General features: G+C 43.8%; 9 protein-coding genes and 1 pseudogene. 5 read left to right on the top strand and 5 right to left on the bottom strand.

Going from position 1 to position 15,769, the window contains the following annotated elements; all coding sequences use genetic code 11:
* From B2Z67_RS06115 to B2Z67_RS06105, 3 genes are all read left to right on the top strand, one after another.
* The coding region (locus B2Z67_RS06115; RefSeq protein WP_291528931.1) for a SusC/RagA family TonB-linked outer membrane protein at positions 1–2,607 on the top strand (2,607 nt) is incomplete at its 5' end.
* A 28-nt stretch (positions 2,608–2,635) separates the two neighbouring features.
* On the top strand, positions 2,636–4,546 hold the full coding sequence (locus B2Z67_RS06110) for a SusD/RagB family nutrient-binding outer membrane lipoprotein (protein WP_291528930.1): 1,911 nt from the start codon (positions 2,636–2,638) through the stop codon (positions 4,544–4,546).
* 25 nt (positions 4,547–4,571) lie between these two features.
* Positions 4,572–5,546 carry a hypothetical protein gene (locus B2Z67_RS06105; RefSeq protein WP_291528929.1) on the top strand — a complete coding sequence of 325 codons (975 nt, stop codon included), beginning with the start codon at positions 4,572–4,574 and terminating at the stop codon, positions 5,544–5,546.
* A gap of 123 nt (positions 5,547–5,669) precedes the next feature.
* On the opposite strand, the gene B2Z67_RS06100 is transcribed toward B2Z67_RS06105, so the two are convergent.
* A complete protein-coding gene (locus B2Z67_RS06100; protein WP_291528928.1) occupies positions 5,670–6,200 on the bottom strand; it encodes an RNA methyltransferase in 531 nt (176 codons plus the stop codon).
* A 595-nt stretch (positions 6,201–6,795) separates the two neighbouring features.
* Here B2Z67_RS06100 and nadA point away from each other — a divergent pair.
* Positions 6,796–7,821, top strand: a pseudogene (gene nadA / locus B2Z67_RS06095) (quinolinate synthase NadA); the annotation flags it as partial.
* 147 nt (positions 7,822–7,968) lie between these two features.
* Here nadA and B2Z67_RS06090 read toward each other — a convergent pair.
* The 4 genes from B2Z67_RS06090 to leuS form a co-directional block, all read right to left on the bottom strand.
* A complete protein-coding gene (locus tag B2Z67_RS06090; RefSeq protein ID WP_291528927.1) occupies positions 7,969–10,008 on the bottom strand; it encodes a two-component regulator propeller domain-containing protein in 2,040 nt (679 codons plus the stop codon).
* 63 nt (positions 10,009–10,071) lie between these two features.
* Positions 10,072–10,656: a non-canonical purine NTP diphosphatase gene (locus B2Z67_RS06085; RefSeq protein ID WP_291528926.1), complete on the bottom strand. Its 585-nt coding sequence runs from the start codon at positions 10,654–10,656 to the stop codon at positions 10,072–10,074.
* Between the two features lie 35 nt (positions 10,657–10,691).
* Positions 10,692–11,594 carry a YitT family protein gene (locus B2Z67_RS06080; protein WP_291528925.1) on the bottom strand — a complete coding sequence of 301 codons (903 nt, stop codon included), beginning with the start codon at positions 11,592–11,594 and terminating at the stop codon, positions 10,692–10,694.
* Positions 11,595–11,596: 2 nt separating this feature from the next.
* Entirely contained in the window at positions 11,597–14,434 is a 2,838-nt protein-coding gene (gene leuS / locus B2Z67_RS06075) for a leucine--tRNA ligase (RefSeq protein ID WP_291528924.1), read from the bottom strand.
* A 193-nt stretch (positions 14,435–14,627) separates the two neighbouring features.
* Between leuS and B2Z67_RS06070 the strand changes: the two genes are divergently transcribed.
* Positions 14,628–15,506 carry a DMT family transporter gene (locus tag B2Z67_RS06070; protein WP_291528923.1) on the top strand — a complete coding sequence of 293 codons (879 nt, stop codon included), beginning with the start codon at positions 14,628–14,630 and terminating at the stop codon, positions 15,504–15,506.
* The last annotated feature ends 263 nt before the right edge of the window (positions 15,507–15,769 follow it).

Genomic DNA, 15,769 nt, shown 5'->3' with positions numbered 1-15,769 from the left:
ACACTTCGCAGTATCACGTCACTCTCGGGAAGTAACCAGCCGCTATATGTTGTGGACGGTATTCCGATGAACAACTCCTCATTCTCCGCTTCCAGCGGCCTGGCAGTGGGCGATGTTTACCGCAGCACTACTCTCGACTTTTCTTCACGTGGAAATGACTTCAACCCGGAAGACATCGAAAGCATTACCGTACTGAAAGGAGCCGCAGCAGCAGCACTTTACGGTTCGAACGCTTCCAATGGAGCCATCATTATCACAACAAAGAAAGGTACAGCCGGTAAAGGTAAGGTTTCGTACAGCAACCGTTTCCGCTGGGACACATCCTACGGACTGCCCGAGCAACAAACCAAGTATGCCAACGGTGCTTATGGATCTACGAACTATTACAACATCAACCACTTCGGAGGATTGTATCCCGAAGGTACCAAACTTTATAACAACTTGGAGCAAATCTTGCAGACCGGTTTCACTCAAACGCACAACGTTTCGGTAGAAACAGGTACGGAGAAACTGACCATGCGCGCAGCAGCTTCGTTCAGCGACCAGAACGGTACCATCAAGGGCACTGACTACAAGCGCAGCAACTTCTCACTGTCCGCCAAGGCTGACATCACTAAATGGATGCGATTCGAATCGTCCATGCAGTATGCTTCTACCAAAAACCACAAGATGCCCAAAGGAACAGCGGGACCGCTTTATTACGCACTTCGCTGGCCGAGCATCGACAACATGAGCAATTACTTGGACCCGGACGGCGTACACATGCGTTATCCATATCCTTACATCGACGGTGATATCGTAAACCCATTGTTTATGATAAACAAGAATAAATATTACGACGAAACCGACCGTATGATAGGTAACGTTACCGGTATCATCCAGCCCAATAAACACTTCTTCTTCCGCGCCCAATACGGTTGGGATATAGGTGCACAGACGTTCGAAACATCCGAGCACCCGCTGTGGGCTACCTATAATTATAACATATTGCCCGGACGTGGCGGTACATACACACTGACGAAGGAGAACTTCTCCGACCTTTCCATGAACCTCTTGACAGGTTGGAACGGTCAGTTCTTCAACAATAAACTGGCCATAACCTTACAAGCCGGTTACCACCAGTATGAAAACAAGGTAAGCCGACTCACCACTTACGCACAGAATTACATCGTATGGGATATGGCTTCTATCAACACTGTAGACCCTGCCACCATCAAAGCCAAAAAACGGGCTACCATACGCCGCATCCAGGCTATCTCGGGACAAGCCGAATTCGGATGGGACAACATGGCGTTCCTTACTCTACGCGGACGTAACGACTGGTCTTCCACATTGCCGGTCGACAACCATAGTTATTTCTATCCCGCAGCAGAAGCATCGTTCGTACTTACCGAACTCCCTGCATTAAGAAACAATAAATACATTAGTTACCTGAAATTCCGCGGCGCTGCAGCCCAAGTAGGAAAAGATACTGCCCCGCTTTCTATTTATCCGGAACTGGAGCAGGTTCAACTTACCGGAGGCGGTTTCAGATATGGATGGACAGGCCCAAACCCGAAGTTGAAACCGGAGATGACAACAAGCTACGAATTCGGTTTTGAAGGACGTTTCTTCAATGACAGGATAGTAGCGGACTTTACGTACTTCAATACGCGTTGTTCAGACCAGATTGTAAGAGGTTTCCGTATGTCGTATGCCACCGGCTTCGTATTGAATACCCGTAACATTGGCGACTTCAAGACATGGGGATGGGAAGGACACATTGACGGCGACATTATCAAAACTAAGAATTTGCGCTGGAACGTAGGTCTGAACCTGTCGCATAGCGACTCAAAAACAATCAGCCTGCCGATAGACGAATACTATGAGACGTATACAAACGGAAACTCAAACGGTATCCGCTTAGGTACGATGGTGGGGCATCCCGTTACTTCTATCCATGCCAACGACTATGAACGCAACGACAAGGGACAAGTATTGATAGACCCCAACACCGGCGTACCTATTATCAGTACGGCATGGACTAACGTGGGCGACCGTGAACCCCTGTTACGTTTCGGACTTAGCACAGAACTGACATACAAACAATGGCGTCTGTTTGCCATGTTCACCGGAAAGTACAAATCAACCGTAATCAACGGAACAGGACGTTACCTCATGACATCCGGCTTAAGCCAGGAATCCGTGAAGAAGCGCGAACAGGGTCCGGCCATTATACCGGGCGTACTGAAAGACGGCAATGAAAACTCAGCCAATCCTACGCCGAACAACATCGCCATACAATATGGCCAATACGGTACAACGCTTTATGCAGGTGGCGCTATCGACTGGATTGAAAACAATGTCAACTACATGCGGTTGAGTGAAATCCGCCTGTCCTACCAGTTGAATAGAAAAGCGCTTACCAAGCTGACCGGTGGCTTACTCTCTTACGCCCAAGTATATGTATCGGGCAATGACCTCTTTACCCTTACCAACTATAGCGGACTTGACGCTGTAGGTAATACCATGTCGGCTTCGGCAGGCGGTGTAGGCGGAGAAGGTTATGATACATGGGGACTTCCCAGCCCGAGAGGCGTCACTGTAGGCTTTAGCGTACAATTTTAATTGTGAAACCCTATTTATAAAAAACAATATGAAGAAATATATATTAATCCCTTTCCTGTCCTTACTGATGTTATTCAACACCGGTTGTGACGATTATCTGGATGTAAACAATAATGTTGACGCACCGGACTATGTGGAAGACTACCTATATCTGTCAGGCATCATCCAAAGTTACCAGGATATTTCATTTGACTTAATGAATGCCATCCTGCCAATGACTTCAATGTGGACAACAACCAATGGTTATGGCTTTGCAGATCATTTCTGGCGCAAAGGCGCTGCTTCCAGCGATAGCGGACAGCTAATCTGGCGTACAATCTACTGGGGACAAGGCATGAACCTCGAAAATATGATTAACCAGGCCATAGCCGCCGGACATTGGCGACTGGCCGGTATCGGTTACGCTATCAAGGCTCACAGTTGGGATGTACTTGCCAAAGTTTATGCAGAGGCTCCCCTGAAGCAAGTATTCGATACTGAACGCACACGCTTTGACTATGATTCGCAGGCTGATATTTACGAAGCTGTACGCGGATGGGCGAAAGAAGCTATCAAATACCTTGAAATGGATGACCCTACTGTCTACGGAACAAAGCTCACAGACAACGACTGGATCTATAAAGGAGACGCAGCAAAATGGAAAAGGTTCGCTTACGGCGTTATCGTTCGTAACCTGGCTTCATTGTCCAACAAAAAAGACTTTGCAACCAAGTATGCCGACGAACTGATTGCGGCAGCCAACAATGCATTGGTATCATCGGCAGACGACGCCATGGTACAGGTAGCAGGCGGATCGGGAAGCGTACTTTTCTCCGGTTATAATAATGCTTGGGGAACACAGCGCGGTAATCTGGGTAGTACTTTTTTCCAGAACGACTACATGGTACAACTTATGACCGGAACCATTCCTAAATATGGCGAAAACGGCAGACGTTTAAAGCAAGACCCTGTCCTTAATCCATATTACCAGTATGAATTGCTCGAACAGCAGATTATTACCGATACGCTTATCAACGAAGCCGGACATTACGACCCGCGCGTAGCCGTAAAACTCAGTACTGCAAGCGATCCCGAATATTTGTACATTGACAATGCCGACAGTGTGAAAGCCCACCAATACTATGGAGGAAGAACTAATACCACAAGAGCCAATCCCGGAGGAATAGCTACTACTCCACAACTCTACGGACGTATTGAGGCAGTGAAAAACTCTACCACAGGAAATCCTAACGACGGTATCGGGCGCTGGATCTTCCGCGACAATGCACCTTATGTATTGATGACTTCCGCTGAAATCAAGTTCTGCCTTGCCGAAGCCTACTGGAAGAAAGGCGACAAAGCCAACGCTTACAAAGCATTCAAGGAAGCTGTCAAGAACGACCTCGATTTCACCGTAAAACCGCTTTATCCGGGTACGAAAGGTATAATCGGCGGAGGTGACAAGATAACGGCGTCTCTTTACAATAGCCTGGCAAACCAGTATTATGCAGGCCCTTATGTGGAAGGATTGGGAGAAAACAACCTGACTCTCTCACACATCATGCTGCAGAAGTACGTTGCACTCTATCCGTGGGGCGGTATCGAAGCCTGGACTGACTTGCGCAAATACCACTACGACATTGTGTACAGCGGTGAGTATCCTTCAAAAGGAAATGGCTGGGACGACATCCGCCTGATTGATACAAAGCGTGATGAAGACCCCACCAAAGTATTCAAAGGATTCTTCCTCGGCGCATCAAGAGACATTGAGTTCCGCAATGCCGCATTCAACATCGACAATGACGGATCGCCTTGTTACCGCATACGCCCCCGCTACAACTCGGAGTATATGTGGAACATAGAATCACTGGAAAAACTGAAACCTATCTCAGGTATGGCGCCTAACTACCAATGTTCTATCCCGTGGTTCGCTTATCCGGGTGAAGTTCCCGCCAACTAATGTTTCATTTATAAACAATAGAATTATGAAAAAGATAATATATACAGGATTAACATTCTTATTCGGCATAGCACTCGCTTCGTGCGAAAAGAATGATATTGACTACGATGCTATTCCCGCCTCGGAAATGGCCCAAATTCAAATTACCCATTTCACGCCGGTGGAAAGGAAACCCGCTTTTAATATATACAAAGTTGAGTTGAACGGAAAGCTGTTGTCTAACGACAAAAGCGTATTGAGTTATTACAATACAAATCCGGGCCCTCACAGTTCCTACATAGCCCGTTTCTATACAACAAAACCGGGTAAGGCGAATTTGAAGTTCTATCAAAGTACAGAATTGAATGAAGTGTATAATCAGGATGTAACTCTGAAGAAGGGAAAACAGAACGTTATCGTATACGACTATTCCAAACCTCCCATTGTGTTGGATCGCGATTATGATATCAGTTATCCGTTAGACCCCGCAAAAGCATCGTATGATACGGATACTATTTCCTTTGTACGATTCATCAATCTGATGTTTGAGAACGATACCCAACCTACCACTATGAAATTCCAATACCAATATAAATACACTCTGCATCCATTGTACACCATTGCCGATGAAAAAGCCGGAAGAATACCGGAAGGTAAGAAAGTGGGCGACGCAACACGTGATGCAACAAAAAGCGAATGGCTCAATTTAGGTATTCCGGTTGCTTTTGGTGAAAGTACAGGATTCTTGCCTGTACCGGCTATAAAAACAACTTATGTTTCACAAGGTGCGGCTCGCGTTGATTTCCGTATAGTTGTTTCGGCCGAAAACGGTGGCGTACCCGGTGAAACTGTTGTAGACGACGTAGATTACCAGTTACGGGTAATAAACTCTTCATCCAAGTTTGTAGCTTATACTGATTATTGGAGTCAAACCACCGGACGTTATCAGACACATTACTTTGGTGGTACTCGTACGCAACCAACAAAAACCGCTTCTGTGGTTATTGGATACGATAATTAATAGTTTAATATGTTGTTAGATCGATGAAGAAATGAAACTTTCTTCATTCATAATGATGAGGCGCAGAGGCTGTCCGTGAGGATAGCCTCTGTATTTTCAGGCTCGCTACTGATTTACAGGTTTCTAAATGTTCAGCTTCTTAAATAAGTCCCATATCACAATGCCTGCCGTCACGGACACGTTCAGCGAATGTTTTGTACCGTATTGCGGTATTTCAATGCAACCGTCGGAATGGTCGATAACTTCCTGTTGAACTCCCTTCACTTCGTTTCCCATGACTACTGCATACTTTTTAGTACGGTCTAACGTCAGTGTATCCAGCATCATACTGCCTTCTGCCTGCTCTATGGAATAAACAGTGTATCCTTCAGCCTTAAGGTTATCAACAGCTTCAACGCAGTTATTAACATACTTCCAATTTACGGTGAATTCGGCTCCTAACGCTGTTTTGTGCATTTCAGGATGAGGAGGAACGGCTGTAATGCCACACAGGTAGATGCATTCTACCCGGAAAGCGTCCGAAGTACGGAACACAGAGCCTATGTTATGAAGACTACGAACATTGTCCAACACCACTACTAAGGGTAATTTCTCGGCTTCTTTGAATTCTTCCGCACTTATACGGTTCAATTCGGTTATTTTCAGTTTACGCATGATAGTTATATTGCTTATATTGATTTCATTAATACACTGATTTACAGCGAGTTGTTAAACGCTTGTATTTCATTTATGAAACGCTTGCATTACACAAATGAAACACAAGCGTTACATAAATGAAATGCAAGTGTTCTATAAACGAGATACAAGTAGTGCATAAATTAGTGATTAAAGTTTAGTGATTAATGTCAATAGCATGATAGTGCAGCCTACTAATCACTAATCACTAAACCTTAATCACTACAAAGATACTTCATCCGGTTTACATTCCGGTTAATAACCATTGAAAAGCTGTCGAAACACACGGGAAAGAAATTTAAAAATAATCCTTGCAATATTCAGAACTACCTATATTTACCTGCCGGAATGAACATTCCAAAAAAGTTAAGAGAAACTTTCCGAGGTGATATAAGCACATTTTTCAGTATCATTGCACCGGTTGATGGCTATAAAATATTAACTTTGCACTTTATCAACAAACGGTTAATAGCTTTTATAGAAGCTTTATTATCAGGAGATATACCCTTTATTGGCACGTTAATAACGTATGAATAAAGTTTCATCTCACAGTAATAACTTTACCGGCAAGTAAAATCGTGTTTATTTATCGACACTATTAACAGGTTATCATTACCATCAAAGGATTTTTAAATTAAAAGAGAAATTAAAGAATATAATTATGAATGATCTGATAAAAGACATCGAGCAACTGAAAAAGGAAAAGAATGCAATCATTCTGGCTCACTATTACCAGGTAGGAGAAATACAGGACATAGCCGATTACGTAGGCGACAGTCTGGCGCTTGCCCAATGGGCTGCCCGGGCGGAAGCGGATATTATTGTGATGTGTGGTGTCCACTTCATGGGCGAAACGGCTAAGATACTTTGTCCGGCTAAGAAAGTGTTGGTTCCTGATATGGCTGCCGGTTGTTCGCTGGCGGACAGTTGTCCGGCAGATAAGTTCGGTCAGTTTGTCAAAGAGCATCCCGGACACACGGTGATATCCTACGTAAATACAACAGCGGCCGTGAAAGCAGTAACGGATGTTGTGGTGACTTCCACTAATGCGAAACAGATTGTAGAAAGCTTCCCCAAAGATGAGAAAATAATCTTTGGGCCGGATAGAAACCTGGGGAATTATATCAACTCCATCACCGGGCGCAATATGTTATTATGGGACGGCGCATGCCATGTACACGAACAATTCTCGGTTGAAAAGATTGTTGAATTAAAGGCGCAGCATCCCGATGCGGTGGTACTGGCGCATCCCGAGTGTAAGAGTGTGGTTCTGAAACTGGCGGATGTGGTAGGTTCTACGGCGGCGCTGTTGAAGTATGCGGTGAATCATCCGGAAAAGAAGTATATTGTTGCCACCGAATCGGGTATTCTTCATGAGATGCAGAAGAAATGCCCGCAAACAACGTTTATTCCGGCTCCTCCCAATGATAGTACGTGCGCTTGCAATGAGTGTAGCTTCATGCGGTTAAATACACTGGAAAAGCTTTATAATTGTTTGAAGAACGAATTGCCGGAGATTACAGTAGATAAGGAGATTGCAGAGAAAGCGGTGAAGCCTATCAAGAGGATGTTGGAGATATCGGCGGAGTTGGGACTCTGATTGAAATGATGATGAGGTTGGACTATGTGATGATATAGTGGTGTGTGATTTAATGGTATATATGATCAACAGTAGTATCTCTATTAGCTTCGCTGACAGAGATACTACTGTTAATCATTTACGTTTTAGTAATATTCTAATATCCTATCATCTTATAAACGCAATCTTCGTAACCACCCCTTCCTTTCCTTCACTATCCGCAGCAAGTACCATGTATATTCCCGTAGCTACTCTCCTACCCTGTTTATTCCGTCCGTTCCAAGTGAACTGTCCGCCTAAGGAAGTACCTTGATAAATAAGACGTCCTGCGGTATCTACAATCTTCACGTCACTGTCATACACCATGCCTGTTACGGTAATCACTCCGTCATAGTCCGGTCTTACAGGATTGGGATACGCATATATATCGTTCTCTTTAAAGCTACTTTCAGCCTCTGTCGCATCACTTTGATAGGAAACAAGCCCTTTACCTGTTCCAATGAAAACTTCGCCTGTACGGGGATGTATCGCTATGGATTCAATGCTATTGGAAAGCAACGGACTGTTCTCTTCCGTAAAGTGATGAATAGTCTCCATTCCATCTGCACTTAACAGATAAATTCCACTTGATGCCGTACCTATCCACTTACGATTTGCACCATCTATTGCAACGGCGTTAATCGCTTCGTTTACCAACAAGAAATCAGCCAGGTCGCTCCCATCGTTGCGAGCTACCTTAATCTGCGTGCAATAGAAATTATCATTAAAGTAACGCGACGGGTTATTCAGAACCAAAGGGCCTTTATTAGTACCTATCCAGATATCCCCTTCCTTATCTTCGGCAATGCAATAAACCGCCAACTGCTCTAAGATTGTTCCATCCTGATTAGTGAATTGAGTGATGAACTTGTGCCGGTCGTCCGAAGTATCTTCTATAGTTTCGTTATAATTCAAACAGAACACTCCCCCCGATTCTATCCGCGAAGAAGTAGCCCACAGCCAGCCTCTCCTATCAAACATGGTACGGCCGAAGTTACTTGCTTTCACTATTTCCGGATAATGAAGACTCACCCAATCACCATTCTTCATTAAAACATTTACCGCATGTTGTACTTCACAACCCACCATCCAAAGATTATTTTCCTTGTCGTAAATCAATCCGTTAACACGCACGTAACTGTCAGCTACCGGCTCATCAGGCAGAGCGCTTTCCAGCGGACTGTTGTGCATACTGTACCAACGAACGAACTTCTCATCTTTAAATTCGTATATCCCCTCTCCTGCCGATGCGGCAAAGTGATGGGTAGCATCCTGCGGGTCTTGCACTACGCAGTTTATATCATTGTACCGGTGCTGGGTTTGTTCGCTGATACCCTGTTCCTGAAAACTCTTCCAGGTATTGTTTTTAAACGTCATAATAGTTCCTGGACGGTTGAGCCTGTTTGCAATGTGCCCGCCTCCGGCAATCAGTAACCTGTCACCGGTGAAGTTCATGTAATAAGGATAGTTCCGTACAGGACTGTCCGGAGTAATGTTTTCCGGAACTTCTTCCTTGAAAGGAATATCCCGATGTTCCGAAAGAAATTCGGATACATCATCCGATACCTTGTTCCAGTTATTGCTATCCAACAGATTATCTGTCAGTAATCCGGCAAATAATCCTTCGGAAGCAGCAGCATAAAGATGATTATCCGAAACATTACAAGCAAGTACATCTTTGTTTAAAGGATAATAATTGGTGATTTCCCGTTTTTTCAGATTGATGCACAGAATACCCGATGCAGTGGACAGGTAAGCGCATTCTTTATAAAAACAAGTGTGACGGACTGTCTTATCCTGTGTCATATTCTTGTTTTTATAATCGGGCAGATTGTAGACATACTCTTCGTCCGTCAGTAAGTCTATATTTGCATTGGAGTAGACTATAACCAAGGTTCTGTACGCCGGCTGATAAGCTATGTGATAAATTTCCGTATCACTTAATGGAAAGAGTTTGGAATAAGTGCGTATCTCAGTGTCTTCCTTATCATACGAATACAAAGCTCCATTGGCAAGAATAAAGAGTTTGTTTCCTGCGACTTCGCTACGAGTGGGATTATGATAAGAAAGATGAGTGTGCCACTCTCCTACTGCATTTTGTGCATGGACAGGCAAACAGTAAAGCGAAAAGTAAATGAGACAGAGAAAAAGTATATATGGGAGTTTCATAAAACCGGAGTTATTAGTTTGTAAACAACACACTTACAAACTAATAACTCTATATTTACGGGTTTATTGTATGCTATTGAGGAATTTGCAGAGTTTGTTGGTAGCTATGGCTCGGTGGCTGATTTTGTTTTTCAGTTCGTTGCCCATCTCTGCGAAAGTTTGCGAATAACCTTCGGGAACAAATATAGGATCATATCCAAAACCGGAACTTCCCTTGCGGTTTTTGATTATTTCTCCTTTTATGATACCCTCAAACAAATGTTCCTTTCCATTAATAATCAGTGCGAAGACCGTGCGGAATTGTGCTTTGCGGTTTTCTACTCCTTCCATAACATGCAAGAGTTTCCGCATATTGGCTTCCGCATTGTGTCCGTCTCCGGCATAGCGTGCGGAATAAACTCCCGGTTCTCCGTTCAATGCTTCCACTTCCAGTCCGGTATCATCGGCAAAACAATCCATTTGATAGTTCTTCTGGATGAACTGCGCTTTCAGTAAAGCATTTCCTTCGAGAGTGTCGGCTGTTTCGGGTATGTCCGTATGGCAATCAATGTCTTTCAGACTGAGAAGTTCTATTTTATTTCCTAAAATAGCTGTTACTTCTTCCAGCTTGTGTGCATTGTTGGTGGCGAATACAAATTTATGTTTCATACTAATCAGTATCAATTGTCATTGTACGTAGGGTTTCATTTTATTTTCAACCGGTCGAACCCTTCTCCATATACTCCGATAACGGAACTTTGGGAAATGAATGCGTTAGGGTCAATGTCTTTCACTAAACGGAAAATGTCCAATGATTGTCTCTTATAAGCCAGGACTACGAGAACTTTTACATTATGTTTACTGTACCAACCCATACCGTCCAATACGGTTACGCCACGGTGAGTTTCTTTCGTAATACGGTCGGCAATCTTTTCATATTCTTTGGAAAAGATGAAGAATTGCACGGACTGGCGGGCGCTGTTGACAATGTAATCCAGTACGAAACCTATAACAAACAAGGTTACAAAGCCGAATATCACCTGTCTCCAATCATGGAATACGAAGTAGCAGGAGCTGATAATAACCACATCACAAAGCATTATCATACGTCCCAGTGTAACGTCCTTGTACTTATGTATGATGGCGGCGATGATATCCGTACCTCCTGTACTTCCGTTACTGTTGAAAACCACTCCTAAACCTACGCCGCACATGGTTGCACCTATCAGGCAGGCCATGAAATCCTGTCCCGGTCCGAGAATGAGTGGAGGTACGCCATCCGGGCCGTTTACAAGTATCTGCAAGAACCACAAAGAGAACGTTAGTCCGAAGATGGCGAATGTGGTTTTTATACTGAACTTGGGTCCCAGTATCTTGATGGCAAATGTCATCAAGACAGCATTAATGATGAAGTATGACCACTGGAGAGGGAATCCGGTGGCATAGTAAATGATGGCGCCAATACCGGTAGTTCCTCCTGTTGTTATCTTATAAGGAATCAGAAACAAGGCCCATCCCAAGGCATAGCTAAGAAGACCGATAGTAATGAAGATATAGTCTCTCAACTCCCTCATTACTTCGGCTTTGGTTGGTTTTGTTATATGCATATTTATTTCACGACTATATTTACTATTTTCTTCGGAACAACAATAACTTTCACCACTGACTTTCCTTCCATCCACTTGACGGAACGTTCGTCGGCTAATGCAGCGCTTTGAATGGCGTCGGATGCAGCGTCAGCGGGGAATTCCATGTTGAAGCGCGCCTTTCCGTTGAATGAGATGGTGTAGTTCACTGTGTCTTCTACCAGGTATTCTTCGTTAAAGGCAGGCCATTGGGCATCGCATACCGAACCTGTATTACCCAAAGTTTCCCATAATTCCTCAGATACGTGCGGTGCAAAGGGAGCCAATGTAATGACAAGTTGATTCATTATTTCTTTTTTGCTGCACTTCAAAGTGTACAGTTCATTTACACAAATCATGAAGGCGCTTACAGAAGTGTTATAAGAGAATTGCTCTATATCGCTTGTTACTTTCTTAATAAGTTTATGAAGTGATTTCAATTCTTCTTTCGTGGCGGATTCGTCTGTTATCAGGTAACTGCCGTTACGGTCATAGAATAAAGACCATAACTTTTTGATGAAACGGTGTACGCCGTCGATGCCATTCGTATCCCAGGGTTTGGATTGTTCTACAGGGCCGAGGAACATCTCGTACATACGCAGTGTATCCGCACCGTATTTCTCGACAATCATATCCGGGTTAACAACGTTGAACATAGACTTACTCATCTTCTCTACAGCCCAACCGCAGATGTACTTGCCGTCTTCGAGAATGAACTCTGCGTTTTCATATTCGGGACGCCAGGCTTTGAAGGCTCCCAAGTCCAGTATATCGTTAGATACAATGTTGACGTCTACGTGGAGTGGGGTAGTGTCGTATTCGTCTTTCAGGTTCAGAGATACAAACTTATTGGTATTTTTGATGCGATATACAAAGTTACTTCTCCCCTGAATCATCCCTTGATTAATCAACTTTTGAAACGGTTCTTCCACTACAGATATGCCAAGATCGTGCAAGAACTTATTCCAGAAACGGGAATAAATCAAGTGACCGGTAGCGTGCTCCGTACCACCTACATAAAGGTCTACACTTTTCCAGTATTCATCTACTTTCTTATCAACAAGCGCTGTTTTGTTGCGCGGATCCATATAACGCAAATAGTAAGCGCTGGAACCTGCAAATCCCGGCATGGTGTTGAGTTCCAGAGGGAATACGGTTACATTATCAATCTTTTTGTTTTCTACTACACAGTTGTTTACGGTATCCCAAGCCCACTTCGTTGCATGTCCCAACGGCGGTTCTCCGGTTTCGGTAGGAAGGAATTTATCTACTTCGGGCAGTTCCAGCGGCAGACCGACTTCATTAATCATGTAAGGCATACCATCCTTGTAATAAACCGGGAACGGTTCACCCCAGTAACGCTGGCGGGAGAAGATAGCATCACGAAGCCGGAAGTTCACCTTCACACGCCCCAGATTATGTTCTTTTACGTATTTCTTAGTAGCTTCAATAGCTTCCTTGATGGTCAATCCGTTCAGTGTAAGTCCACAATAAGGTTCTACGCCTTCTCTCGGAGAGTTGCAGACAATACCTTCTTTGGCGTCGAAACTTTCTTCGCTGACGTCGCAGCCTTCTACCAACGGACGAATTTCCAATCCGAAGTGCTTGGCAAATGCATAGTCGCGGCTATCGTGTGCAGGTACGGCCATGATGGCTCCTGTGCCATAGCCGGCGAGTACATAGTCGCTAATCCAGATGGGTACAGCCTCACCTGTGAAAGGATTGATGGCATAACTTCCGGCGAATACACCTGTAACACCACGGTCGGCAATGCGTTCGCGTTCGGTACGCTTCTTGGTGCGTTCCAGGTAAGCGTTTACTTCAGCCTTTTGTTCTGCGGTAGTCAGTTGGGCTACCAATTCGCTTTCAGGCGCCAGTACCATAAAGGTAACGCCGAACATTGTATCGGCACGGGTGGTAAAGATGGTGAATTCCACGTCGCTGTCTTTCACCTTGAACTGTACTTCAGCTCCTTCGCTGCGACCTATCCAGTTTTTCTGTGTTTCTTTCAGAGAATCTGTCCAGTCGATGGTATCCAGTCCGTCCAACAAGCGTTGCGCATAAGCGGATACACGAAGACACCATTGGCGCATCTTCTTCTGAACTACGGGAAAGCCGCCGCGTTCGGAAACGCCGTCCACTACTTCATCATTAGCGAGTACAGTGCCCAGTTGCGCACACCAATTTACCATGGTTTCTCCTAAGTAGGCGATGCGGTAATTCATCAGGATTTCCTGTTTTTCTTTCTCGCCTTTGGTATTCCACTCTTCGGCGGTGAAGCTGATTTCTTCGCTGCAAGCTATATTTAAACCGTTGGTGCCTACTTGTTCAAAGGCCTGTATCAGTTCTTCGATAGGACGGGCTTGTTTTTCATCGTTACAGTAGTAACTATTGAACATCTTCTGGAATGCCCACTGCGTCCAATGATAATATTCCGGGTCGCATGTACGTATTTCACGGTTCCAATCAAAACAGAAACCTATTTTATCCAACTGTTCACGGTAGCGGTTGATATTTTCAACGGTAGTGATTGCCGGGTGTTGTCCCGTTTGTATGGCATATTGTTCGGCGGGAAGTCCGTAAGCATCATATCCCATAGGGTTGAGAACATTGAATCCTTGCAGTCGTTTGTATCGGGCGTAAATATCCGAAGCAATGTATCCTAACGGGTGGCCTACATGCAATCCTGCGCCGGAAGGGTAGGGGAACATGTTCAGTACGTAATACTTCTGCTTTGTTTCATCTTCCGTTACCTGGTAGGTTTTATTCTCTACCCACCGTTTCTGCCATTTTTTTTCAATGTCTCTGAAGTTGTACTCCATGATGCTTTTTCGTTATTGATGGTTGATACTTGATAATAAGCTAAGAGCTTGTTTAAATTTTGAATAAATAACTTTTAAAGGAAAATTTAAATAGACTCTAATAAACGTGGCAAATTTACGGGTTTATTTTCAGATTTGTAGCTTACTATATCAAAAAAGCATTTTATCTTTGTCCGCAATTTATCGGAAGCGTATGAATGAAAAGAAAAATTATATTTATCATTTGATAGCAATCCTCACTGTAGGGGTATGGGGATTGACATTTATTTCTACTAAAGTTCTAATAAACAACGGTCTTTCTCCCGAAGAAATCTTTTTGCTTCGCTTTCTGATGGCTTATGCGGGTATTTGGTTTATCTCTCCCCGTAAACTATTTGCGAATAGCTGGAAAGACGAATGTGTGTTTTTTCTTTGTGGCATTACGGGCGGTTCGTTTTATTTCCTGACGGAGAATACGGCACTGGAAATTACGCTGGTAACCAATGTGGCATTTATTCTTTGCACAACTCCGTTGCTGACTACTATTTTCTCTTTAATGATTTACAAGAAAGAGAAGGCTACTGCCGGTTTGATAACCGGTTCGCTGATGGCTTTGGTAGGGGTTGCTATGGTGGTTTATAATGGGAATTTTATTTTGAAGATATCTCCTTTGGGAGATTTTCTGACTCTGCTTGCTGCTCTTTCGTGGGTATTCTATAGTCTGATAATAAAGAATATGACCGAAAAGTATGATACTCTGTTCATTACCCGCAAAGTGTTTTTCTATGGTGTGTTGACTATACTTCCGGTTTTCCTGCTAAAGCCTTGGCATACGGATTTCTCTTTGTTGTTAAAACCTTCTGTTCTGTTGAATTTACTATTCCTGGGAGTGGTCGCTTCTTTGGTTTGTTTTGCGGTATGGAATGTTGTACTGAAGAAACTGGGTACGGTACGCGCTTCCAATTATCTTTATCTTAATCCATTATTTGCTTTGGCAGGTTCGGCAATGTTGCTGAATGAGCAGGTTACAGCAATAGCGCTTGTAGGGATGGGGTGTATTTTGGGTGGGGTGTATATGGCTGGGAAGAAGTAGGTGCAATTGTTATTTTAGATTTTCATCGGGTTGACTTAACCGATTGAAGAATAAACTTTTAGCGGAGTTTTTGAGATTCAGAGATAACGAGTCAGTAACCGTGCGTATTTCAGCGTTTTGCGGTGCTATACTGTCAAATAACTCACGCCAAAAGTAAGCAATATTTTTGAGACTATACGCATATTTTTTCTCTTTCTTTATCCGATAAACACCCCCTCTGTGGAAAGAATGAATAAGGCGAGGCTTTTATCGGAAATACTCTT

It is taken from the genome of Bacteroides sp. UBA939 (assembly GCF_002293435.1).
Taxonomy (GTDB): Bacteria; Bacteroidota; Bacteroidia; order Bacteroidales; family Bacteroidaceae; genus Bacteroides.
The sequence above is the reverse complement of the archived record's forward strand: the minus strand, read 5'-3'. Positions and strand labels throughout refer to the sequence as shown.